The sequence below is a fragment of the Mycobacterium sp. NGS66 genome, assembly GCF_059812225.1.
Map to the genome: position 1 here is coordinate 461,761 of NZ_JCALCG010000001.1, position 23,758 is coordinate 485,518.

Annotated in this window: 17 protein-coding genes; 4 read left to right on the plus strand and 13 right to left on the minus strand. The window is 67.8% G+C overall.

Annotated elements, in window-relative coordinates; translation table 11 throughout:
- The first annotated feature begins 94 nt into the window (after window positions 1-94).
- Window positions 95-1,279: an alpha/beta hydrolase family protein gene (locus AC5Y2L_RS02350; RefSeq protein ID WP_499934545.1), complete on the plus strand. Its 1,185-nt coding sequence runs from the start codon at window positions 95-97 to the stop codon at window positions 1,277-1,279.
- On the opposite strand, the gene eccE is transcribed toward AC5Y2L_RS02350, so the two are convergent.
- The 12 genes from eccE to AC5Y2L_RS02410 form a co-directional block, all read right to left on the minus strand.
- A complete protein-coding gene (gene eccE / locus AC5Y2L_RS02355; RefSeq protein ID WP_499934544.1) occupies window positions 1,266-2,252 on the minus strand; it encodes a type VII secretion protein EccE in 987 nt (328 codons plus the stop codon). The genes AC5Y2L_RS02350 and eccE overlap by 14 nt on opposite strands.
- A complete protein-coding gene (gene mycP, locus AC5Y2L_RS02360) occupies window positions 2,249-3,667 on the minus strand; it encodes a type VII secretion-associated serine protease mycosin (RefSeq protein ID WP_499934542.1) in 1,419 nt (472 codons plus the stop codon). Before mycP ends, eccE begins: the two co-directional genes overlap by 4 nt.
- Entirely contained in the window at window positions 3,664-5,064 is a 1,401-nt protein-coding gene (eccD, locus tag AC5Y2L_RS02365; RefSeq protein ID WP_499934653.1) for a type VII secretion integral membrane protein EccD, read from the minus strand. The genes mycP and eccD overlap by 4 nt, the downstream gene beginning before the upstream one ends.
- Before the next feature lie 84 nt (window positions 5,065-5,148).
- Window positions 5,149-6,027, minus strand: coding sequence for an ESX secretion-associated protein EspG (locus AC5Y2L_RS02370; protein WP_499934541.1), 879 nt, complete (start codon window positions 6,025-6,027; stop codon window positions 5,149-5,151).
- Between the two features lie 10 nt (window positions 6,028-6,037).
- The gene (locus tag AC5Y2L_RS02375; protein WP_499934540.1) at window positions 6,038-6,328 is read right to left on the minus strand and encodes a WXG100 family type VII secretion target; all 291 of its coding nucleotides are present in this window, start codon (window positions 6,326-6,328) and stop codon (window positions 6,038-6,040) included.
- A 40-nt stretch (window positions 6,329-6,368) separates the two neighbouring features.
- Window positions 6,369-6,662 carry a WXG100 family type VII secretion target gene (locus tag AC5Y2L_RS02380; protein WP_499934538.1) on the minus strand — a complete coding sequence of 98 codons (294 nt, stop codon included), beginning with the start codon at window positions 6,660-6,662 and terminating at the stop codon, window positions 6,369-6,371.
- 64 nt (window positions 6,663-6,726) lie between these two features.
- Window positions 6,727-8,253, minus strand: a complete 1,527-nt coding sequence (locus AC5Y2L_RS02385) for a PPE family protein (RefSeq protein WP_499934537.1) — start codon at window positions 8,251-8,253, stop codon at window positions 6,727-6,729.
- Between the two features lie 2 nt (window positions 8,254-8,255).
- Window positions 8,256-8,564 carry a PE family protein gene (locus AC5Y2L_RS02390; RefSeq protein WP_499934536.1) on the minus strand — a complete coding sequence of 103 codons (309 nt, stop codon included), beginning with the start codon at window positions 8,562-8,564 and terminating at the stop codon, window positions 8,256-8,258.
- A 35-nt stretch (window positions 8,565-8,599) separates the two neighbouring features.
- Window positions 8,600-12,598, minus strand: coding sequence for a type VII secretion protein EccCa (gene eccCa / locus AC5Y2L_RS02395; RefSeq protein WP_499934534.1), 3,999 nt, complete (start codon window positions 12,596-12,598; stop codon window positions 8,600-8,602).
- A complete protein-coding gene (gene eccB, locus AC5Y2L_RS02400) occupies window positions 12,595-14,232 on the minus strand; it encodes a type VII secretion protein EccB (protein WP_499934533.1) in 1,638 nt (545 codons plus the stop codon). The genes eccCa and eccB overlap by 4 nt, the downstream gene beginning before the upstream one ends.
- On the minus strand, window positions 14,229-16,070 hold the full coding sequence (gene eccA / locus AC5Y2L_RS02405; protein WP_499934532.1) for a type VII secretion AAA-ATPase EccA: 1,842 nt from the start codon (window positions 16,068-16,070) through the stop codon (window positions 14,229-14,231). The genes eccB and eccA overlap by 4 nt, the downstream gene beginning before the upstream one ends.
- A 248-nt stretch (window positions 16,071-16,318) precedes the next feature.
- Window positions 16,319-17,890 (minus strand): PPE family protein, encoded by a 1,572-nt coding sequence (locus AC5Y2L_RS02410; RefSeq protein WP_499934531.1) that lies wholly within the window; start codon window positions 17,888-17,890, stop codon window positions 16,319-16,321.
- A 226-nt stretch (window positions 17,891-18,116) separates the two neighbouring features.
- Between AC5Y2L_RS02410 and AC5Y2L_RS02415 the strand changes: the two genes are divergently transcribed.
- Both AC5Y2L_RS02415 and AC5Y2L_RS02420 read left to right on the plus strand, forming a co-directional pair.
- A complete protein-coding gene (locus AC5Y2L_RS02415; protein ID WP_499934530.1) occupies window positions 18,117-19,055 on the plus strand; it encodes a class I SAM-dependent methyltransferase in 939 nt (312 codons plus the stop codon).
- Between the two features lie 15 nt (window positions 19,056-19,070).
- Window positions 19,071-19,787, plus strand: coding sequence for a DUF2275 domain-containing protein (locus AC5Y2L_RS02420; RefSeq protein WP_499934528.1), 717 nt, complete (start codon window positions 19,071-19,073; stop codon window positions 19,785-19,787).
- A gap of 6 nt (window positions 19,788-19,793) precedes the next feature.
- On the opposite strand, the gene AC5Y2L_RS02425 is transcribed toward AC5Y2L_RS02420, so the two are convergent.
- Window positions 19,794-22,031: a heavy metal translocating P-type ATPase gene (locus AC5Y2L_RS02425; protein ID WP_499934527.1), complete on the minus strand. Its 2,238-nt coding sequence runs from the start codon at window positions 22,029-22,031 to the stop codon at window positions 19,794-19,796.
- Between the two features lie 189 nt (window positions 22,032-22,220).
- On the opposite strand from AC5Y2L_RS02425, the gene AC5Y2L_RS02430 reads away from it, so the two are divergent.
- Window positions 22,221-23,696: a PPE domain-containing protein gene (locus AC5Y2L_RS02430; RefSeq protein WP_499934526.1), complete on the plus strand. Its 1,476-nt coding sequence runs from the start codon at window positions 22,221-22,223 to the stop codon at window positions 23,694-23,696.
- Window positions 23,697-23,758 lie beyond the last annotated feature (62 nt).

A 23,758-nucleotide genomic window follows, 5' to 3' on the forward strand; every position in this document is an offset into this window, starting at 1 on the left:
GCGCGTCGTCGGGGTACCGGGGCGAGTCACCGGCCAGCCGCGGGGGCGCGGGATAACATCGCGGGCACCCGGCAAGAAAGGCGAACTGACGCTGATGTCCGACGCAGAACCGATCGATCCGCCCGTTCCCGTGCCCGGTGCCGACGTGCCGCCAAGTGCCGAAGGACTACCCCGACGCTCGGATTTACCGCTGGGCCAACGCCTGGTCGTCGACTCCTCCGCGATCGGCGACCTGGCGTTGCGCACCGCCGTCGCGTCGGTGCTGACGACGACGGTGACACCGATCGTCGTCGCCAACGCCTTACGCCAATCCGGCAGCGAGCGCGGCAAGCTGGGTTTCTATGCCGAACTGGCCGCCGAGCGGGATACCGCGAAGTCGTTTCCGGCACCCACCGACATGCCGCGGGTCTCCTCTCGGCGGGCCAACGTGATTGCGGAGCGGCTGGCGCGCGGCACCGTCGACAACATCGAATTCACCAGCAGCTTCCGAGCGATCAACCCCGCGCTGCGCAAGCAATGGAGCCAGCTGCGGTCCAACAACATCGTTCACGCCCAGCACTGGCGCCATGACGACGGGCCACGTCCGACGCTGTGCGTCATCCACGGCTTCATGGGTTCGTCGTACGTGCTCAACGGCTTGTTCTTCTCGCTGCCGTGGTATTACCGGGCGGGCTACGACGTGCTGCTGTATACCTTGCCGTTTCACGGCCGGCGAGCCGAAAGGTACTCGCCCTTCAGCGGATTCGGCTACTTCGCACGCGGGCTGAGCGGCTTCGCCGAGTCGATGGCCCAGGCCGTGCACGACTTCCGCTCGGTGGTGGACTATCTGGGCCACACCGGCGTCGAACGGGTGGCATTGACCGGGCTTTCGCTGGGCGGGTACACCTCGGCGCTGCTGGCCACGGTCGAAGACCGCCTCGAGGCCGTGATCCCCAACTGCCCGGTTGTCACCCCCGCGAAGTTGTTCGGCGAGTGGTTCCCGGCCAGCGAACTGGTCAAGCTAGGTCTGTGGCTGACCGGCATCGACCGCGACGAGTTGGACGCCGGCCTGGCCTATCACTGTCCGCTGAACTATCTGCCGGTGGTTCCCAAGGAGCGCCGGATGATCATCACCGGCCTCGGCGATCGGATGGCTCCGCCGGAACACGCCGTAATGCTTTGGGAGCATTGGGATCGCTGTCGGCTGCACTGGTTTCCCGGCAGCCATGTGATGCACATCAGCCAGCTGGATTACCTGCGGCGGATGACCCCGTTCCTGCACGGCGTCATGTTCGAGTAGCGGCCTCGAGCTGCGGCGCCCGGTGGGCACCGGCGGGCGGGGTCGGCCAGTTCAGCGTGGTCAGCAGGTCTGCGGACACGGCGGTGTGCCCGTCGAGTCGGTGGGTGGACAGCGGATTGAGCGTCGTCAACGCCCGTAGTTGGTTACCCCGCTCCGGAATGAGGCCGGCCAGCGGAGCCGCGCTGCCCGGCTGACGTTCGGTGCGGAAGGCACATGCCGTGGCAACCGTGTAATTGGTTGGCTCACCTGCGACTTCGAGCGCCGTCCAGGTTTCGATGGCCGGATGCGACCGAATTGCGGCCAAGGTCTCGGGCAGCCTGTCATCCACCGCGACGCGGTATGCGGCCAGGTATTCCGAGCCCTGCGGTAGCCCACGCCACCTCTCACGCGCGGCCGACGTGATCAGGCCCGGGGCGTCTTCGCGTCCGACAACGCCGGCTTCCCAGCCGATTTCGCGCAGGTGGTCGGCGAGCCGGCGTCCCGCGACCTGCGCGGTCTGGTGTAACGGGATGCGTGCCGAGCGGGCCTGCAACGCTGCCAGATTGTCGACCGCCGATATGGTCAGCCCGACCCAGGTTTCCTGGGTACCGGATGCGTTGCTACGACTGGTGATTCGCACCTTGTCGGCACGAATGCCGTAGCGGTTCAGGTACCCGGCGATCAGCGGTAGCGGTAACACGTCCTGGCCCCCTGCGGGCGGCCCGATCCGCAATAGCGTGGTTGTGCTTGTGTCACTGCTGAATTCGTGAGCGTGGCGCCTGCGCCGAAAGAGCAACGCCAGCCGACGGCCGATAATCGTGGTGAAATGCAGTCCGCGCCACCAGCCCAACAGCAGGATCACCACAGCTGCGGCGATGCCGATCAGCCAATAGTCGCGGGTGGAGTTCCACGGGTAGGCCATCGCCGCGGGCACCACTGCAAGCAGTGCCAGCGTGATACGGCCGGTTCCCGGCCACACGATCGATTGGCTCACGAGGTGGGGTCCTTTCGTCGGCGCGAGGTGATCGCGGTGGCCGCGGCGACGGCCACGACGACCAAAGCCAGCGCGGCGGTTCCCACGAACGCGACCGTCCGCGGCGTGTTGTCCTTCGGCGCCGGTGCCGGGGGGAGGGCGACCGGCTTGACCGGCGCCGCACCCGGTGCATCGCCGGCGGGCAGCTCCCAGGTCAGCGCCGCCACCGGGTCGACGCTGCCGACGCCGACGAGGTTGGAGGGAGCCCGCGCGCCGTTGTGCGCGGTAGCGGTGATACGGCGTACCACCTGCTCTGCGGTCAATGCCGGATATTTGCTGCGCACCAGCGCCGCGACACCGGAGACGTAGCCGGCCGCATAACTGGTGCCGCTGAGCGGTATCAGCTGCTGGTGTTCGTCGGGCAGTCCGTTGGCCAAGCCGCCGCCGTCGCGATTGCTCACCGACGCGATGTGTTCGCCGGGCGCCGCGATGCCGACCCACGGCCCGGCCATGGTGAATTTCGACGGCTGCCCCTCCGGGGTCAGGGACGCCACCGACAGCACGTACGGCTGCCACCACGACGGGATCGAGACCGACGTGACGCTCGCCCAGTTCCGCGGATCCTGGGGGCGTCCCAGATCGGTGAGCGGATTGGAATCGCAGGAGGTCCCGCCGGTCAGCGACCCTGTCGGTCCGGTGTTGCCGGCGGCGGCCACGATCACCGCGTCCTTGTCCACCGCCGCATACCGCAGAGCCGCACCGAGGGCGGTCTGGTCGATGGGCCGGTCGGCGGGCAGGCAGGTGGTCGAAGAGATGTCGATCACCCGGGCACCGAGGTCGGCAGCGTGTACGATCGCCCGGGCCAACGTCGCGACGTCCGAAGAAGCCTGGGCCAGAAGCGGATCGCCGCCCGGGATTTTCGGCGAAAACTTGGCGGAGGTCACCCGCAGCGACACCACCCGGGCCGCGGGCGCGACTCCGGAGAAGCCGTCATCTGCGGGCTGGCCCGCAATGATTCCGGCAACCAGGGTGCCATGCCCGTCGCAGTCGGTCAGGCCGTCGGTCGTCTCCACATAGTCGCCGCCCGCGGTGACGTTCGGCAGCCGCGGCCCTGGCCGCACCCCGGTGTCGAGCACCGCGACCAACTGGCCCTCACCACGGGAAAACCGCCACGCACCAGGAAGATCCAGCGCCGACTGACTCGGCGTCGCCACGCCGGCGTCGGTGCCCGGGATGACTCCGGTCGTGCTGCACGCGCCGCGTTGATCCATCGGCTGCCCAGGCCCGGGGGTCCCGTTCGGCGGTGGCACGGCCGGGTCGACCTTCGGACTGGTGATGGCGACTGCCGGCGGACAGGTCCACGCAGTCGCCGCCACGAAGGCCGCCGCAACGGCCGTGAAAGACGCTGCGAGACGGACCGATCCGGCTCGGATCATCGATTCAGCACCCAGCTGAACAGCCCGACCAGGTAGGCCATTACCGGAATCAGCGAAGCGTCCAGACCGGCGGCCGCAAAGCCCAGCAGGCGCCGCACCGGCAGCGAATAGCTCTCCGGCGATGCGATACGCGGGTTCAGCGCGACCACTACCCACACGAACAGCAGTGCGGCGAGTACCAGTGCGGCACCCAGCGCAGCGACATAACGTCCGGTTGCCGTGTAGTACACCAACAGCACGCCCGCGACCAAATACGGCTGGGCCAGCAGCCAGGCCTTGCAGGCAGCCGAATCCCACACCCGGGCCCGCAGCGTGGCGGTGGCCGCGGTGGCTCCCACGACGTACCAGCCGAACGCGCTCAACCCCTCGGGGCGCAACGCAATCGCCACCGAGCCAAGAACGCTCAGCAGCACCGCGGCGGCGATGAAACCGTTCTGATGGGCGTCGCTGACGCGTACGCGCCGCGGCAAATCCCGGAGTACCCGCAACGACGGCGCCGACGGCGTGGGGTCTCCCGGTGCCGGGATAACGGGCAATGGGAAACGTGCCCACAGCGCCGACAGCTGAGCCGCTTGGATGGTGATCAGCAGGGCGGCCACGATCAGCCCGCAGCCGATGGACAATATCGGTAATTGCCAAAGCAATTCGGCGCCGGCGGCCAACCCGACGGCGGTCGCCACCACGGCCGACGCGGTGAAGAAGGCGACGATGCGCTCACGCTCCTGGCCGGGCAGCACCAGCACGATCAACGACCAGGCGGCGACGCCGACCGCGGCCAGCAGCAGGTGTGCCGGACCGAACTTGCCGGGCACCGCCAAAGCCAACGCGGCACCGATCGGCGCCAGCGCCGCGATCGACAACGCAATCCCGGCCCCCGCCGAACGGGTCCGGACCGCCAGAGCGGTCACCGCGGCAACTGCCGCGATCGCACTGACCGCCAGCAGACCGGCCAGGCCATGCGTGGCCACCCGGTAGGTGACCGCCAGGCCGGTCGCAAGTAGTGCCACGGCGATCGCCGCCGCCAGCGCACCGCGCTGGATATGTGTTGTGCCCCAGGGCTTTAGCCGAGAGGTGGAGAAGATCATCGCGGCATCGGCGATGTCCTCGACGATGCCGGGCGCGGCCGGACCGACGGGCACCGGCTGCAGGGCGAGCAGGTCACCATCGACGACACCGACGGTGTCCAGGCTGGCATCGAGGCTGAACGGCGCCCCGCCGATCGGGGCCAGGCTCAGCTGGGTAGCCGCGTCAGCCGGATCCTCGGCATCACCGTCGGGAGCGGCAGGGACCGCCAAACGGTGCACCGCGGGCAGGATTTCGCGCAGCGGCAACTCCGCGGGCAGGGCCAGTTCCGTCAACCTGCTGTCCGCGAGTATCGCGACGCGGACGATCGGCATGACGGCGCCGGACGTCACCGGACCCCCGGTGAGGTTTGCGGCGTTTGCTCAGACATCGTGCTCTCTTCTCTATCTGGTTTGGTGTTACGACGATTGGACGGAGAAATCTCGGGACAGCCGCTGGCCCGGAAACCATTGGCTGTCAGGCAAACTAGCGGTCAGCTGTTCAATTGCGACCGCGATGGCAAAAGGTGTGCCGGGGCTGAAGGTGGACACCCATTCCCCGTCGAAGGCACGGGACGGGCTCACCAGCACCCGTCCCGCGGTGGTGTCCACGACGCTCAACCCGACCTCGGTGGTGGAGTGCCGGCCGTCGCACCGGCAGCCGGCGACCACTTCGACATAGCTGCACGGACCGGAGAACACTGACTCCACCACCGGTCGAGCCGATTGCGGGATCCCCAGGTACTCAATGACTTCCGCGAGCGGAGTGCCCGACCGCAGCCGCTCGTCGGCACGCGCGCCGACCCGCGCCGGCATGCTGAACTGGTCGAACCGCGCGGGCGGCCGCTGGGCCAGGCCGACGCAGAGCACCGGGACCAGCGCCGGTGCGCCATCCACCTGCATCGCGGTGATGGTGATCAACTGCGCACTGCGCAGCGCGACGACCGTGTTGGGGACGGTCTCGGTGGTCCCAGCGCGGTGTGCCACCACACCGCGCAACATGTCGCCCGGGCCGTCTGACCTGGACGGCCCCACGAAGCGCAGGTCGAGCCACCGATCCGGAAAGCAAACCATCCGGATCCAGTCGGCGACCGCGGGGTTGATGACACCGTCGGCCGATATCAGACCCATCTCGGTCAGTTCGGCGCGCTGACGGTCGAGAAACGCATTCCGTTGCGCCGCATCGCGGTACGGGGTGGTGATCGCCAGAACCCATGGGAAGGTGCCCGCCCCAATGGTTTCGGCGATGAACCATGCGTTATCGACCGTCAGCTCGACGGCGTTTGGTTTGGCGTTCATCTAGCCGGTGTTAACCGCCCCATTTGGCGGCTTCGGCCTGGTCGCGCGCCATCATCGCCAGGGTGTTGGACTCGTGGGTGGTGGCCATGGCCTGGTAGGCGCGCACCAGGTCGTCCATGGCCTGGTTCCACTGGGCCTGCCAGGCCTGGTAGGTCATACCGGTGGTGCCCTGCCAGGCGTTGGACAGGATGGCCTGCTCGCTGGCGATGTCGGCACCTAAACCCTGCAGCGTCCCGGCATAGCCCGACATATCCCCGGCGTGGCCCAGCATCGCGGGGTAGTTGTACATGATCTGCGACATCAAAATGTCCTTTCGAGTCTTGGGTCTGGGTTGTTGCGGGTCAGAATCCGGTGTAGGTCGACGCGGCCGCGGCGTCGGTGGCCACATAGGTGCCGGCTGCGGCGCCCAAGTTCGTCTGCGCGATGTCCAGCAGGGTGTTGACCCGGGCCGCCACCTCGACGAAGCGGGCGTGCGCGGCCTGGAACGCGACCGCGGACTCGCCCTGGTGGAAGGCCTGCGCCGCCAGCGCCGCCTGCTCGGCCTGGGCAATGGTGTGCCGCATCAAGGCCGTCTTGGTGCCGAACTCCGACTCGGCCGCAACCAACTGCGGAATATGAGCGTCCAACATACTCATAATGACTTCTCTCCCTTCAATTTTCGATTGATCACCAGCTTGCTGAGAACTCTTTCGCCGACTGTCAGGTCTCCCCCTCCCCGGCTGCTCCGGACCCGTTGCGGGCATCCGACGGGTCAGATTGCCAAGTTCCCGGCACCATCGGCATCTTCGGGCCGCTGCCGAATTCATCGTCGGCCAGCATGGTCAGCCCCGCGGCCTGCACGGCGCCTTTGCGCACCGCGTCGGCGAATCCCAGCGGTCCGGCGCCCTGATCCGATGCGCCCGGGCCGAAGTCGGGGACCACCCCGATGTCGGAGTCCAGGTCCAGAAACTCGTCACCGTGATCGTGCATCGCCGCCCGCCGGCGCCGGCGCGCCCGCGCCTCGGCACGGATTGGCGCCGCCGCACCCGCCGCGGGGATGGTCGCCGCAGGGGCTTTCGCCCCACCACGACCGCCCACGGTCGGACCCACACCGGGATCCCAATCGTTCATGCTGCCAACGGCATACGGAAACACCGCGGACGCCGCGACCGACGCCGGCGCCCCGCCGGCGGGAACCCCTGCCGTCCCGGACACCGGTGCCCCGGCCGGACTTGCCACCGTCGAGGAGATTGCGGGAACCGCGGCTGGCTGCTGCTGACTGACACCCTCCGAAATCGGCGCCGGTTCCGCAGGTGCGTCGTCGGGAAGGTCTTCGAAGTCGAGCGGATCCAGCGACAGCAGATTGGTCAGCCCCACCACCAGCAGCGGCAGCCACACCGGCGCACTCAGCATCATCACCCAACTGAAAGTTCCGACCGGGATCCAGAACGCCTCGTACGCGATGAACAACAGCAACGGCCCCCAGGCGACCAGCGCCGCCGACGGGTTGAGCAAGAAATCGCTCAACATCTGCTGCAGCGACTGCAAGGGGTTGGACATGAAGTCCTGCAGCGACTTGATGAGGTTTTGCAGCCACTGGGCGATGCTGTCCGAACTGTCAAGAGACGTACCGGAATTGGTGGCCTGAGCGGTCGCAGCGGCCTGGTTCGGGTCGGTCGCCGGTTGCGCCTCCCCACCGGGTGTGAGCACCATCGGCGCCGGGGTGGTGCGCGGCGCCGACGCCAGCGCCGCACCGGTAGTTGCCTGGTAGACACTCATGGTGGTCGCGGCCTGCAGCCACATCCGCACGTAGTCGGCCTCGTTGAGGGCGATCGGAATGGTGTTGATGCCAAAGAAATTCGTCGCCACCAACACCCCGTGGACGACGTGGTTGGTGGCCAGCTCCGCCAGCGTCGGCATGGCAGCCAGGGCGGTCGTGTAGGCCGCCGCGGCAACCTCGTGTTGGGCCGCCACCCCGGCGGCGTCGGCGCTGGCCTGCATCAGCCAGGCCAGGTACGGAGCGTGAGCGGCCACGTAGCGCTCGGCACTCGGACCCTGCCACGCCCCCGCTTGTACCGCCCCCAGGTGCCCACTGAGTTCTGCTGCCGCCGAGGCGTATTCGGTGCTGAGCGAGGTCCAGGCCCCGGCGGCCGCCAACAGCGACCCCGGTCCGGGACCAGCGCTCAGCAACGCCGAATGCACCTCCGGCGGCGACGCAATCCAGATGGGCCCAAAAGGAGAAGTCACATTCAGCCGCCGGCGATCCCGTAGGTAGCGGCCGCCGCGGCGTCACCCGCCAGGTAGCTGACACCGGCCTCGCCGACACCAACTCCGGCACGGCCCAGTTCCTCCACCCCCTGGGTGGCGACGGCGGCGTGCTCCTGGCCCTGCGCGCTGAACCCGACCGCGGTCTGCAGCGACACCGGATCGACCGCAGGCGGGACCACCGCCGTGATCATTGGGGCCGCCGCCGCGTGCGCGGCCGCCAGCCGCGCCGTCAGCGCCTCGACCGCCGCACTGGCTGCGGCCAGGCCTTCGGGAACCACTCGCAACGTCATGACCATCACTCCTTACTGTTGCGTTTCACCAATAATCACCGGGCCATCCCCTCGATCCCCTCGCCGACCAGGGGGTTGACCAGCTGCACATAGGTTGGGGTGTCGCTGTCGCCCAACAGAATCGCCCGTCCGGCCGGCAGCCGGCCGAACCGCTGCCCGCGGATCTTGCCGCTATCGGCCGGGTTGCCCGCCAGCATCAGCGTGGTCGCCTGCAAGTCGTTGAAGCGGCGCAGCAGCGGGTTGGTCATCAGGGCGTGCCCGGATCCGGTGGCGCGGCCGGTGACGATCACCCGCAGCCCCAAATCAGCTGCCTGGCTTAGCAACCCGATCAGCGGAGTCCATGGCCGCTGCCCGATGTAGGGACCACTGATCGCCGGCGAATCCGGTATCTGGTCGACGTCGTCGATGATCACGTAGTGCGTGTGGCCGGTGTACGTCCAGCGGGACATCTCGGCCGGCGACAGGCCCGCCGGGGGCCGGCGCGCCTCGATGAGGTTGGCCAGGCCGATCATCGCGGGGGTGATCCGGTCCACGTTGGCGGTGTATTCGTTGTCCGGGAACAGTGGCTCGTCGACCAGGTGCAGCCGGCGGTCCAGCACGGTGAACGCCACCCGGTCGGCCGAAGAGTGTTCCCGGATGGTCCGGATGATGTGGCGCAGCAAGGTGGTCTTGCCAGACTTGTTGTCCCCGAAGACCATCAGCAGCGGGTTCTCGGAGAAGTTGATTGCGACGGGCGCGAGATCCTCTTCGCGCTGGCCGATCACGACCTGCTCCGGGCCTGGGTAGAGCACACCGACGGCCTCGGGCGAGAGGTTGGTCGGCAGCAGCCGCACCGGCGGCGCGGCCATGCCCGGGTAGCGGGCGTTGATCGCGGGAATCTGGTCCAACTGTGGCGTCGCGATCAGGAAATGCTCGGCGTTCATCGTCAAACCGCGGCCCGGCTGGTCGTGCGGCACCGCATCGGCCGGCCGGCGCAGGGCACCGACCACCCGGACGTTGCTGTCGCGCGCGTCGTGCAGCTTGAGTTCAAGCCGCAGCCCGAGGCCGTCGCGCATCGCCAACGGCACCTCCAGCCAGCTCGGGGTGGTGATGATGACGTGGATGCCGTACGCCATCCCCACGTTAACCAGCTCGGTTACCCTGGCCAGCAACGGGTTTCGGGTGTTGAACTGGTCGGTGTTGTCGCGGCCGAAGGCATACAAATTGTCGATGACCAGGAATACCTCGCCGAACCCGTCATCTCCGGCCGGCGCAGCCGTCGAGCCGTTCCCGTGGCCGTTGCTGCCCGGGCGGTCGCGGAACGCCTCGCGGTGCTGGCGCGACAACAGCAGTTGCTCGAGCTCGCCGAAAGTACGGCGGATACGTTCGGGCTCCAGCGCCGAGGCCACGCTGCCGACGTGCGCCAGATCCTCCAGCGCACGTAGCTGGCCGCCGCCGTAGTCCAGGCAGTAGAACGTGACCTCGCGCGGCGAGTGCAGGCTGGCGGCCGACATGATAAACGTCTGCAGCGCAGTTGATTTGCCGGATTTCGGTCCGCCGTGGATCACCATGTTCCCGGCCGACGATGTCGCGTCGAAGATCAGCGGATCGCGGCGCATCTCGAATGGCTTGTCGATTTCACCGATGGGCCAACGCCACCGTCGTTCCGGCACCCCGGCGCGGGCCAGCACCGCGGGCAGCGGGATCGGATCGTCCAGCGGCGGCAACCACAGCTGCGGCGCCTGCGGGCCGTAGCGCGCCAGCTGTTCTCCGATGGTCGCGATCAACTTGCGCGGCGGGCCGGTCGACTCGTCGTCGTCCTCGCCGGAAATCACCGTGTCCTGATCCGTCGCCACGGCCCCCGCCGTGAACAACTTGGGCTCTGGGATCGATTGCACCACAACGGCTTTGGTGGTTTGCGGTGGTTCGTAAATGCCATCGACATAGGTACTGCGGAATTTGATCGGGGTGGCTCCGGGTGCCGGCACCAAGAAGCCGACTCCCTTGTGCTCCTTGCCGGCTTCGATGTGGTAGGCGTCCTCCACGCCGATGATCTGGCGGGAAACGCTGGGGCTGGCCACCTTCAACCCGATCCGGTATGAGGTGTTCTTGTCGATGTCCTTGATCTTGCCGACATCCAGCGTCTGGGACGCGAACAAGATATGGATGCGGAACGAGCGGCCCTTGCGGGCCACATAGTCGAACAGCTCCGCGTACTCGGGGTGATCGGCCAGCATCAGGGTGAACTCGTCGGCGACCACGAACAGCGTCGGGATGGGCGGCAGGTCGGCGGCGCCGGCCGCCCCGGATTCGCGAGCGTTCTCGTATTCGGTCACCGAGTTGAACGCGCTGCCCTGAATCCGGCGACCGGCTTCGCGCAGCAACACCTCACGACGAGCCACCTCGCCACGCAATGTGTCGGCGAAGCGGTCGGCCAGCGACTTCTTCTCGGCCATGTTGGAGATCACCGCGACGACCTGCGGGAAGTTGCGGAAGCTGTCGGCCCCGGCCTCCCCCTTGAAGTCGGCGTAGATCACGATCAGCCGCTCGGCAGAGTGAGTCGTCAACAGCGACAACAGAATTGACATCAGAGTCTGGGATTTGCCCGAACCCGTCATGCCGATCATCAGGCCGTGCGGGCCCATGCCGCCCTCGGCTTCGTCCTTGAGGTCGAAGATCAGCGGCTCCCCGGTTGCGGTGACACCGATCGGCACCCGCAACTCGTCCTCGCGGCGGCGCGGTGCCCACAGCGCCGGCACATCCAGGCGCGACGCGTCCGGGATCCCGAGCAGCGTGGTGAAGCTGGCGCCGCGCGTTCCGGCCGAGCGCAGACCGGCATGGGTGGGGTTGGAATCCCACCTCGACAACCGGCGGGCCAAGTGCGCGGCCTCGGCGACGCCGAGTTGGTCCGCGTCGTCGATGTACGGTTGCCAACCTCCGGTCTGCCAGCGTTCGATCGCACCGTCCGCGATGCGCAGGATCGGCCGCTCGGGGTCCGAATACTGTTCGCGGTGCGGCGGTGTGGCCGAACAATGCACGACGGTGACACCGGAACGCCCTACCGCCAGCGTCGAGGCGTCCAGGTCGTAGTCGGGATCGTCGACGATGATCAGCAGGTGCCGCAGCGCGTCGGCGGGCTCCCCGACGAACGCCGGCCGGTCGCTCAGCGACGGACCCAGCAGGGAGATCAGCTCGTCGGGGTCGTTCGTCAGGTAGCGGGCCGGACCCACACCGTCCAGCCGACCCGGAATGTCCACGTGCGGCAGCCATTTCAGCCAGGACCAGTCGTCGCCCTCCAGGCCGCGCGCGGCCAGCGCCACCCCCAGCACCGTCGGGTCGTGCCAGGTCACCGCCTGGGCGATCCAGGCCCGCAAGGCGGCGCGGACCTCGGCTGGATTTCCCAGCACGGTAATCCGCGAGACCTTCGTCAAATCGATTCCGGTGGGCACGTCGTGAACGGTGCGCTGAGCGTCGAGCAGGCTGCGTAATGCACTGTGCGCCACCGGTTCCAGGTCGATCTCGTCGGCGGTGTCCTGGACCCGCAGCGGAGCTGCCAAGGGCGCCGAGTGCCGTCCGGCCCGCAACACCAGGAAGTCGGCGTCGTGCGGATCACGCTCCCACTGCCGGCGCGAGCCGGGCACGGCCGCTAGCGCCGAAGGGTCCGGATGCGACCACTCCGCGGCCGCGCGTTGCTCGGCGGCCTGCGTGCGGATGTTGTCTCGGACCACCGAGAGGTACCGCAGGTAGTCGGCCCGCTCGGCGTCGACTTCCTCGGTGCGCATCTTCTTGTCGTTGCCGCGGTACAGCCCGGTCGCGGCCAGCAGCAGCACGAACGGGAAGAACAAGGTCTGCGGCGAGATCAGCCGCATTCCGGTGGCGACCAACGCGACGATCATGCCGACGATCAGGATCACGATCAGATACGGCATGGCGCGCCGCAGGAACGACGGCGGTATCACCCGCGGCAGCTGGGGAGGCGCCTCGATGGTGATGGTGCCCTTGCGGGTCTTCGGTGGTGGCAGCCGCCGGCGTGCCTCGAAAATCAGTCTGCTCATCGGTGGGACCTCTCGGCCTCTTGGGCCTGCGCGGGGCGACCGGGCCTGGTGTCGGGCGCCAGGCCGTCGTGCGCCAGCAATGCGTCGGCGCGCGATAGCGTCGGCCCGTTAGCGAACAGGGACAGGATCGACCACGGGATGCCAACCGGTGGGTCGCTCAGGCCAAGGGCCTCAACGGTTTTGGATCGACCGGAAGTCCCGGTCCCCACCTCGGTGTCGATGCCGTAGCGCACCCCGGTGTCGGACACCCAGAACAGCGAACCGGTGGGCGGTGCGGACGCACCGCCGCCGACGGTCTGAGTGAAGTAGCCGGTGCCGGGCGCCAGGGCGACCCGCGCAGCGGCGCCCGGAGTACCGGCGCTGACCAGCTCGACGGTACGTATTCCGTCGGGCACCGGCAGCGCCGAACCGGACAGCAGGCGTAGTGCGCTGGTTGCCGCACCCGCGGGTTTGCTCCAATAAGCACACGTGACTGGATCGTGCGCGGCGTCGACCAGGGTTACCCGTTGGGCCGGATAGCGCGTGGTGTCCAGCATCCGCGACACCGGTAGCTTCGCGACCTCGTCCGCGCCCAGGCGTGGCGGTTGTTGCAGGCCATACGAATTGGTGTTGCGCAGGATCGCGGCCAACACCGGCGAGATCGGCTGCAGGCCGTCCGGCAACACCGCGTAATAGGTGTCGGACGCGTGTTGTCCCAAGCTAAGGGCAACCACCACCGCCCCGATCGGCGCAGGCACTCCGAAGTTTGCCGGACTACCGGCGTTCGGGATGGGCGGCGCGGCCAGCGGCGGGGCCTCGGGGATGGCGTTGAACAGCCCGGCGGCGATGGGCCGCGGCGCGGGCAGGTCGGTACCAAGGCCCAGTGCGTTGGTGACCGCGTGGTCGGCCACGTCGATCTGGCTGCGCTTACCCTCCCACAGCAGCCAGGTGCCGCTGCCCCGGTCGCCGGCGAAGTCGACCAGCACAACTTGATCGGAGCTCAGCGCCGCGGCGCGCGCCCCGTGGCTGTCGGGCGGCCCGGCGATCACCGTGACACCGGTGCTGTGGCCGGCGCGGCCGCCCTGCACCGGTCCGGTGACGGTGTCGCACACCGTCCAGTTCGCGTCTTTGGCGGTGCTCTGCACAATCCGCTCCGGCGCACCCGGAATGCCGATCAGGTTGCCGCGCGGAAAACGGTCCAGCTCAGTGCTTTTCACCGTGGTGGGGTTATCCGGCTTACCGGCGATCAGCCGCGCCGACGTCAGGTTCAGCACCGGATGTAACTCATCGCCGACCCGCACGTACAGCGCCGCGGTGGAGCGATCGGCCAGGATGGCGTTGTTGCCCACCGTGCCGTTGGGCCGGATCAGCGAGAAGACGAAGCAGCCCCCCAGACCGGTGATCAGAATGAGCGCACCCATCAGCACCGCACGCGACTGGGTGCGTAGCGGGTCGACCAGCATCCGGGTGTCGTGCAAAGCGATGCCGGAGGCGACGCGGCGCATCACGAACCGCCATCCGCTCACCTGGTGGCGGGTGACGAAGCCGCGGCGGTAGACCACCGCGTCGGGGTTGTCGTTGACCGGGGTGCGCGACGCGAATGAGCGACGTGCGCCGTCGGATTCGGATTCCCAGTCCCGTTCGCGGGGCGTCATGCCGGCACCGAAAGACCGAGACCACGCAGCAGCGGATCTACCGACCTGGCCACGTCTTCGGCGGTGATCGTCATCAACTCCTCGTCAGTGAACTCGCCGGAGCCGGCATGTTCCGAGTGGTCCAGCCGGTATTCCCGTTCTTCCTCCGAGCGCTCGACGATGTTGCGGACGAACCGGCCGTTGCCCGCGATGTCCAGGCTGCGCCGCGAAATGCCGTTGGCGTCAGGCGTTTCCGACGCCGCCAGCTTGGCGAACAAGGATTCGAGGTTTTCCAGCGCGGCCGGTTCGAAGACGCTGTCGCGTTGCTCGGCCATCTTGTGCGCGATCTCCACCAGCTCCGACGGCGCATACGACGGGAAGTCGATGTTGCGGGTGAACCGGGAGCGCAGACCCTCGTTGGTGTCCAGGAACTTGTCCAGGTCGGCGCGATACCCGGCGATGATGACGACGAGCCGGTCGCGGTCGTTTTCCATGCGTGCCAGCAGCGTGTCGATCGCCACCAGCCCGAAGTCGTTCTTGGCCCCGGTGGCCACCAGGGCGTAGGCCTCGTCCAGGAACAGCACCCCGTCCAATGCGCTGTCGATGATCGCATTGGTCTTGGCCTCGGTTTCACCGATGTGCTGGCCGATCAGGTCGGCGCGATGTACTTCTCGGATGTTCTCTCGTTTCAACAGGCCCAGGCCGCAATAGATCTTGGCGACGACGCGGGCAATGGTGGTCTTGCCCGTCCCGGGCGGTCCGGCGAAGACCAGGTGGTGGGCGCGCTGGGCGACGGCGAGCCCGCGCTGCTTACGGACCAGCTCCATGGCCACCGAACTCTTCAGTCGTGATACCTGGTTCTTGACCTCTTCCAGGCCGATGAATTCGGCCAGCTGGCATTCGGCCTCGTGCAGCAGCGTGGCCTTGCGTTCGTGGGCGGCGGGGTCGACAAAGTCCTCGGCGCTCGGCTCGGTGGCGGGATCCCACGGATCGGTACGGGCATCGATGCGGGCCGCGGTGGTGGTCACGATCCCGAAGCTGGTGTCGGACAAGGCCTGCTCGATCTGTTCGTTCTCCGGATGCGCGGCGTAGAGATCCTGCAGAACTTCGCTGGCCGACTCCTCGTCCACATGGGCGCGCAGTACCAGCGCCTTTGCCAGCGCACCGTCCACCGCCGCCACCGGGACGGGCCCGTCGGGCTCTTCGAGGTACGACAACGCCGGCGCGAACATGCCCAGCCGCGCCAACGCGGTACCCAGGGCGATCTTGGCTGCGTGCGAGTAGGCGGCGTCGAGCTCGGGGTCGTTCACGACCGGCGTCAGCAGCTTGACCACATCCGACCAGCGTTCGGTGCGATAGTTGAGCACCACTGCGGCCCAGCGGGCCTCCCGCCGGCCCGGCCGGCGCTCGGTGACGTCGCTGATCAGCCGATGGGCCTCGGCGTATTGGCCGGCCGAGGTCAGCGCCGCGGCGTAGGCGAGGTGGAAGTCGTCGGGATCCGTGGCACGGAACTGCAGGTACAGGCCGCTGTCGTAACGGAAGCCCAAGGTGCCGGGCGCCAGCTCCACCTTGCGTTGCAGCGTGCCCGCCGTCGGGGCGGTACGCGAAACGGCTTCCAGCACCCGCATGGACAGGTCGCCGGAGGCGGCCAGGCCGGTCCAGGCGTCGCACTGGTCGTGAGCGATGCGGGTGAGGGCGGTGAAGCCCGACCTGGCGGCAGCGAGATCGGGCGGACGCTGGCGATCGTAGATCGTTATGCCAAGCGCGCGGCAGCAGGTGGCGAATCTGCTGACGACATCACCGTCGACCCGAGAAATAGCTGGCTGAGCGGCAAGCACGCCAGTGTCACCGCGTTCCACGGCCGCTTCGTCTCCCGTATGTTGTGAAACCTAACCTAACCCGCCTGAAGTTAGCATTACCTAAGCTGCTTGTGAAGCGGGTGGCCCGGCCCCTCACGCCGTTGCTCCCCGGTTTGCCCTGCTGGCCAGTGCGTTTCGCACGATTACCGACTCCCCTTTTGTTCACGCTGACCCACCCCGGCGGGCGCACAACGTCAACTTAATGAATATGATTTTCATTATCAACTGCGGTCGCTTTGCGTACTCGTCTAGGAGTCGGATTGATCGGCATCCGAGTTCCAGTCACCGGGCAACATCGGGACAGTCGGGTCGCCGCCAAAGGTTGTGCGGGAGAGCGTGGCCAATCCGCCAGGCGTGCGCGCACTGGCCGCGGTGCCGCCGAAACCCAGCTGCCCCGCCCCTTGACCGGAGGCCGCATATCCGTCAGTGGAATCAAGATCCAGGAATTCGTAGCGGTAACCCCGTTCAATGTGCGACGCCGGTCGCCTGCTGTGCCGCCCCTTCTTCTGCCCCGCTGCGGACGCGGCCGCGGCGGCTGGCGTATCGGCCGGTGTGGACGCCTCCCGCGGAGTCTTACCGCGCGCGCTTGCTTCCGAGTCAGCCCGGGCCGCGCCCACCAAATAGGGGTAGGCCGCGGCTTGCGAGCCCATTGCGCCTTCGGCACTTACGACTGGGGGTGCTGATGGGGTGGCCGGTGGCGGCGCAGGACTAGGCGTCGATCCATGGGGCGCGGTGGTTAACGGCGCGGAGCTACCCGGCATCGGCGCATGGGCGACGGCCGGAGCGATGCCGAACGCGGGCGTAGTCGGAACCTCCATGAACGGCAGTGGTGCCGCGGCTACAGGGAGGATCGGCGCCGGGGCGGCCACACCGGCCAGCGTGGCGAGACTCGCGAAGCCGCCGGCCGCTGCCGCTGGTGCTACCACCATGGGCATGGCCAAACCGATGGAATACAGCGGGTTGGCGAGGATGAAAGCCGGTAGCAGCAGCGGGTTGTACAGCAGGATCCAGATCAGGTACATGGTTCGGTGGACGACGAATTGAACCGCAAGCAGCAGCACAGCCTCGATGAACTGCACGGGATTGCCCGCATAGTTGGCGAGCATGGCTTCGGCCCGCGGGATGAACGTCGCCAAGCTCGGTTGCATGTTCTGGAAGGAAGTCGGCGAAAACGGGTTGAATTGCGGCGGAAATATGTCCTGCAGCAACTGATCCCATGTCGTGGGCAAGGTGGTGTTCATGCCGGGCATGTTGCCCATACCCGAGCCGTTGCCCATATCCGACTTCATGATTTGCGGCGACGGGGTGGATTGCGGTGCGGCGGCTACCGCGGCAGTGGAAACCGTGTGATACGTGGTCATCGTGGTGGCCGCCTGTACCCACATCCGGGCATAGTCGGCCTCGTTGACCGCAATCGGGATGGTGTTGATGCCGAAGAAGTTCGTCGCCACCAATGCCGCATGGGTGGCATGGTTCGCAGCCAACTCCGCCAGGGTCGGCATGGCCGCCAGGGCCGAGACGTAGGCCGTCGCGGCCACCTCGTGCCGGGCCGCCATCTCTGCGCTGCTCGCGCTGTTCTGCAGCAGCCAGGCTATATAGGGCAGGTGGCCGGCCTCGTACGATTCCGCGCTCGGCCCCTGCCACGCCCCGGTTTGCACCGCGGCAATGACGGCGCTCAGTTCGTCTGCGACCTCTGCGTATTCGACACTCAGCGCGTGCCACGCGGCAGCAGCGGCAAGCAGCGGACCTGGCCCGGGTCCGCTGCTCAGTAACGCCGAATGCACCTCTGGTGGAAACGCCATCCAGATTGGTGCCGTCACCGTCACACCTCCCGCTTGCGACGTGAGTCCGGGGAGCCGCTCATAGATAGCCCACCGAGCGTTGTTCAGCAGATGCAACTGTTTCTGCAGACTATAGTCCGTATCTGCGGATTAAGCTGTGAATTAGCTCCGCATTTGCCGTAGAGACGCGCTTGGTTCACGCCGCGGTTCGCCGGTCACCGGTCGTCAGCCTCGAGCGTCGGTTGCCTCGCGCAATGTCGACTGGGTGCGTAGCGAAGGCGATACCTGGGATATCACAACGAGTGTCGGCTCAACCGCGTTGTTCGTAGCGACCGCGCGAGCGCTGGAAGCGCAAAAGCCCCACCCACTGGCCGTCGACCCCTATGCGGAGTTGTTCTGCCGCGCCGTGGGCGGTCCGGCCGCCGACGTTCTCGACGGCAAGGTCCCCGACCACCCACTCAAGACCAGCGACTTCGGCGAGCATTTCGTCAACTTCCAGGGTGCTCGCACCAAATACTTCGACGAATACTTCCGGCGCGCCGCGGACGACGGGATACGCCAGGTGGTCGTGCTGGCGGCGGGACTGGACTCACGTGCCTACCGGCTGTCCTGGCCGGACGGCACCACCATCTTCGAGTTGGACCGCCCACAGGTCCTCGACTTCAAGCGTGAGGTGCTCGAAGGACACGGGGCCCAGCCGCGCGCCGAGCGCCGCGAGGTTGCCGTCGACCTTCGCGAAGACTGGCCACAAGCCTTACGGGACAACGGTTTCGACCCCGCCAAGCCGTCGGCCTGGATCGCCGAGGGCCTGCTGATCTATCTGCCGGCCACCGCTCAGGAGCAGCTGTTCACCGGCATCGACGCCTTGGCCGCACCCGGCAGCCATGCCGCGGTCGAGGACGGCGCGCCCCTGGATCAGCACGAGTTCGAGGCGAAGTTGGAAGAGGAGCGGGCCGCGGTGGCCTCAGGCGCCGCAGACCGCGTGTTTTTCCAGCTGGTCTACAACGAACGGCACGCGCCAGCCGCCGACTGGTTCGCCCACCGCGGCTGGCGGGCGGTCGGCACGCCGCTGCCCGACTACCTGCACTCGGTGGGTCGGCCGGTGCCGGCACTGGACACCGAATCGGGACCGATGATCGCCCGCAATACCCTGGTCAGCGCCGTCAAAGCGGGATCGGATCCCTTCAGTTCCGCCGAGGACTGAATTATCTTGGCGGCTGTGGACTGTGACATCGCCCGCGAGGCGCTGTCCGCGCGACTGGACGGTGAGCGCGAACCCGTGCCGTCGGCCCGTGTCGACGAGCACCTCACGTCATGCCCGCCATGCCGGGCCTGGTATGCCGATGCGCAGGGTTGGACGCTGCAGTTGCGCGGCATGGTCGATCGCCGGCTGGGCGAGCCGACGTCCCTTGGGCCGCCCGGTCCCGGGGATATGTGGCGGCGATGGCTTCGGTCGCATTGGCTGCGAATCGCCCTGGCCGTTGTCGGCGTTGTCCAAATCGGCCTAGCCGTAGCGCAAATCGCTGGGGCGGACTTCGGCATGGTGGCCGCGCACGGGAGCGCACACAGCGCCATGAGCGGGGCGCATCTGCTCAACGAGTCCACTGCCTGGTCATTGGCGCTCGGCGCCGGCATGGTCATCGCGGCGGTTTGGCGGGTGACGCTGCCCGGGGTGACGTGCATCCTGGCCGGCTTCACGGTGATCTTGTCCGGCTATGTGATCAGCGATGGCCTGTCCGATCAGGTGACCGCGGTCCGATCGCTCAGTCATCTTCCGGCGGTGGTTGCCACCGTGCTGGCCCTGTTGCTGTGGCATCGCGGCGCGCCGGATACGCCGTCGTCGAACACGCGGATAGACGATATCGTGTTGCCGGACAACGCGACTCGGGGAAAGCGGCGCGGGCATCTGCGCTCCGCGGACGACTCGGCGGCCTGATCGAGCTCAGTCAAACCGGCGCAACCGCAGGCTGTTCGACACCACAAACAGTGACGAGAACGCCATCGCGGCGCTGGCGATCAGCGGATTGAGCAAACCCGCGGCCGCGACGGGGATCGCGATCAAGTTGTAGCCGAAAGCCCAGCACATATTCACCCAGATGGTGCGAATCGTGGTGTGAGCCAGGTCGAGAGCTTGCGGGACCAGGTCCAGGCTGTCGCGGACCAAGACCACATCGGCTGCGCTGATCGCCACGTCGGTGCCACGACCGATGGCCACCCCCAGATCGGCGCACGCCAATGCCGGCCCGTCGTTGATTCCGTCACCGACCATGGCGACCACCCGCCCGCGGTCACGAAGTTGCTCGATGACGTCGACCTTCCCTTCCGGAAGCAACTCGGCAATGACTTCGTCGATACCGAGCTGGGTGGCAATCGCCTGTGCGTTGGCTGCGTTGCCACCCGTGAGCAACACCGCGCTCAAGCCCCGCTGATGCAATGCGGCCACGGCACCGGCCGCGGAATCCTTGACCACGTCGGCAACGGCGATCGCACCGCACAATTGACCATCGACCGAGACGAAAACCACTGTGTCACCGCGGGATTCGCACTCCCTTCGGGCCGCGCGGAGGTCGGCTCCCACGGTCTTGGCCCCAGCGACCCAGGCCGGCCTGCCCACCTTCACGTGGCGGCCCTCGACCGTTCCCAGCACGCCGCTGCCCGGGACGACATGGAAGTCGGCGACCGGAAGCGACGGCGTGGACGCAAGATCGCCGGCGATGGCCACGCCCACCGGGTGTTCGGACGCCGACTCCACTGCCGCCGCCCAGGCCAGTACGTCGTCCCGATCCCAGCCCATCGCGGTGCTCACCGAGGTCAACGTCAGCCGACCCGTCGTGAGGGTGCCCGTCTTGTCGAATGCGACGGTGTCGATCCTGCGAGCGGACTCCAGCGCGGCCTGCCCCTTGAAGAAAATCCCCAATTGGGCGCCCCGGCCGGAGGCCACCATCAAGGCAGTCGGCGTTGCCAGTCCCAATGTGCACGGGCAGGCCACCAGTAGCACGGACAGGGCGGCGGAAACCATATGGTCGGCGCTGCCACCGACGATCAGCCAGACGGCGGCGGTGACCGCGGCGACGGCCAGCACGCCCGGCACGAAAACGCCGGCAACCCGATCGGCCAAGCGCTGGGCATCACCCCGTCCCGACTGCGCCTCCTCGACCAGCCGGACCATGCCGGCGAACTGCGTGTCGGGACCGACCGCGGCGGCTTCCACCACCAACCGGCCGTTGAGGGCGACCGTACCGCCGATCACGCTGCTGCCCGGACCGGCCTGCACGGGGGTGGGTTCGCCGGTCATCGCGCTCATGTCGATCGCGGCCTCGCCCTCGACCACCAAGCCGTCCGCGGCGATGCGCTGGCCCGGACGCACCACGAACCGCTGTTGTTCGATGAGTTCATCGGCGGGGATCACCGACTCGCTGCCATCGGGCGACAATACCGACACCTCCGCGACACGCAGAGCCGCGAGCGCCCGCAACGCTTCTCCCGCTTTGGATTCCGCTCGCGTCTCGAAGTATCGGCCGGCCAGCACGAACACGGTGACGCCCGCCGCCACCGCCAAGTACACGGAATCGCTGCCCACGATCGCCGCCCAGCCACCGTCGGACGCCTGGCCATTGCTGGTGAAAATCCGGTACAGCGACCACAGCGTTGCCGCGAGGATGCCGATCGAGATCAGTGTCTCCATGCTGGCGTTGCCGTGCCGCAGGTTCCTGGCCGCGACCTGGTAAAACGGCCCCGCCGCCCAGGTGACTACCGGGGCGGCCAGGGCGATGAGCAGCCATCCTGATCCGGCGAACCGGATCTGCGGCGACAGCGCGAACAGCACCGAAAGGGCTGCCAGCGGCGCGAACAATGTCGCGGCGAAGACAAGCCGGCGCAGCAGGGCACCGGCGCGCTCGGCCGATGGATCATCGGCCCCCGGGGCCGGACCCCGGCGGGGCCTGGCCCGGTAGCCGGATTCCGCCACGATCGCGCACAGCGACTCGACGCCGACGGTGTCGGTGTCGATGGTGGCTGTTCGGGTCGCGAAGTTGACCGAGGCATGAACGCCGTCGAGGTTGTTCAGCGCACGTTGCACCGTGTTGGCACAGGCCGCACATGTCATGCCCAGCACTTCCAGCTCGAGACGGTGAGCCTGTGAGCTTTCCGGGTCTCGTGCGATGGCTGATGGCACGTTCATCTTCCTCGACGCAAATGTTTCCGACGCCCCTGACGACGTTGCCGCCAGCTGTCGCGTGGGTCCAAATTACCTCGTTGGGCTTTGCCGTCGGCCGGGAACTTTTCCGGGCCGGTCGCGACTACTTCTGAGTATCGTTTGAATCCTTGAGGAGTTTGGATTGGCGCTTCGGCTTGCACCCGGCAGCCGGCGATGACGGCTCCGGTGTGGATGGCGGCACCGCCAGAGGTGCATTCGGCGCTGCTCAGTACGGGTCCCGGTCCGGGACCGCTGCTTGCCGCGGCCGGAGCGTGGAATTCGTTGAGCGCTACCTACGCCGCTGTTGCCGCCGAGCTGTCCGCACTGCTGGGGGCCGTGGAGGGCGGGGCCTGGGAAGGGCCGACCGCCGCGCAGTACGCCGCCGCACATGTGCCGTATCTGGGCTGGCTGATGCAGGCCAGCGTCGACAGCGCGGGCGTGGCCGCCCAGCATGAGACGGCCGCCGCGGCCTACACCGCCGCCTTGGCGGCGATGCCGACGCTGCCCGAGCTGGCCGCCAACCACGCCATTCACGCGGTCCTGGTGGCTACCAATTTCTTCGGCATCAACACCATCCCGATCGCGCTCAACGAGGCCGACTACACGCGGATGTGGATCCAGGCGGCCACCACCATGGCGACCTATCAGGCGGTCTCTGGTGCGGCCGTGACGGCGGCCCCCCGAACCGCCGCGGCGCCGCAAATCATGCACGCCGACGACAGCGGTGACGACGGCGGCGACGACGGGGGAATCATCGACAACGACGGCGGCGACCCGACCCAGCCGAGCTGGTGGATAAACCGCATCACCGAGGTGTTCCAAACTCTGGCAAGGGATTTGGCGGAATTTCCGCAGCACCCGGAAAAGGCGATAGCGGACCTGCTACGCGACATCCCACTGCTGATCATCGACGAGTTCGACCATGCCCTCGAGGCCATTCAGACCTTCCCCCAGCTTCTGGCCGTTCCGTTCGCCGTACCGGGAGCATTTGCGGGAGGGATAGCGGGCGTAAGCCTGCTGGCCGCGATCCAGCCTGACACGGCCGCGACACCGGCGCCCGCCGCCATGTCTGAGCCAACGCCCGAGGCGCCTCGTGCGCCGGCTATCACCAGCGCTCCGGCGGTCAGCGTTGCCACGGCCTCGGCCTCGGCGCCGTCTCCTGCCCCCACTTCCGTTTCGGCGCCCGCACCGACCTCGGCACCCGCAACCGGCGGACCACCGTTGCCGCCGCCGGCAGGTAGCGAGGTCGCTGCGTTCCCGTACCTGGTGGGCGGCCCGGGTAACGGAACCGGTTCGGGTATGAGCAGCAGCGCGCGGCGCAAGGCGCCCGAACCCGATTCCGCCGCCGCCGCGGCGGCGGCCGCTGCCGCCACACGAGAACGGCGCAGGGCGCGTCGGCGCCGTCGAGCAACGATGGACGACCACTACCGCGGCTACGAATACATGGACTTGGACTCTGATTCCGGGACGGAGCCCGCCTCGACGGCATCAGATCGCGGCGGCGGAGCGGTGGGGTTCGCCGGCGCGGCACCGAAGGCCGCCGACATCGCGGCCACGGGTTTGGCCACGCTGGCAGATGACGGGTTCGGCGGCGGGCCGACGGTGCCCATGGTCCCGGGTACCTGGGAAACCGATCCGGAACGGCCCTAATCGCCGCCGAGCGCGCGCAAATTGCCGGTCATACCGTCGTTTCGCGGTGCATATGCGCGCCC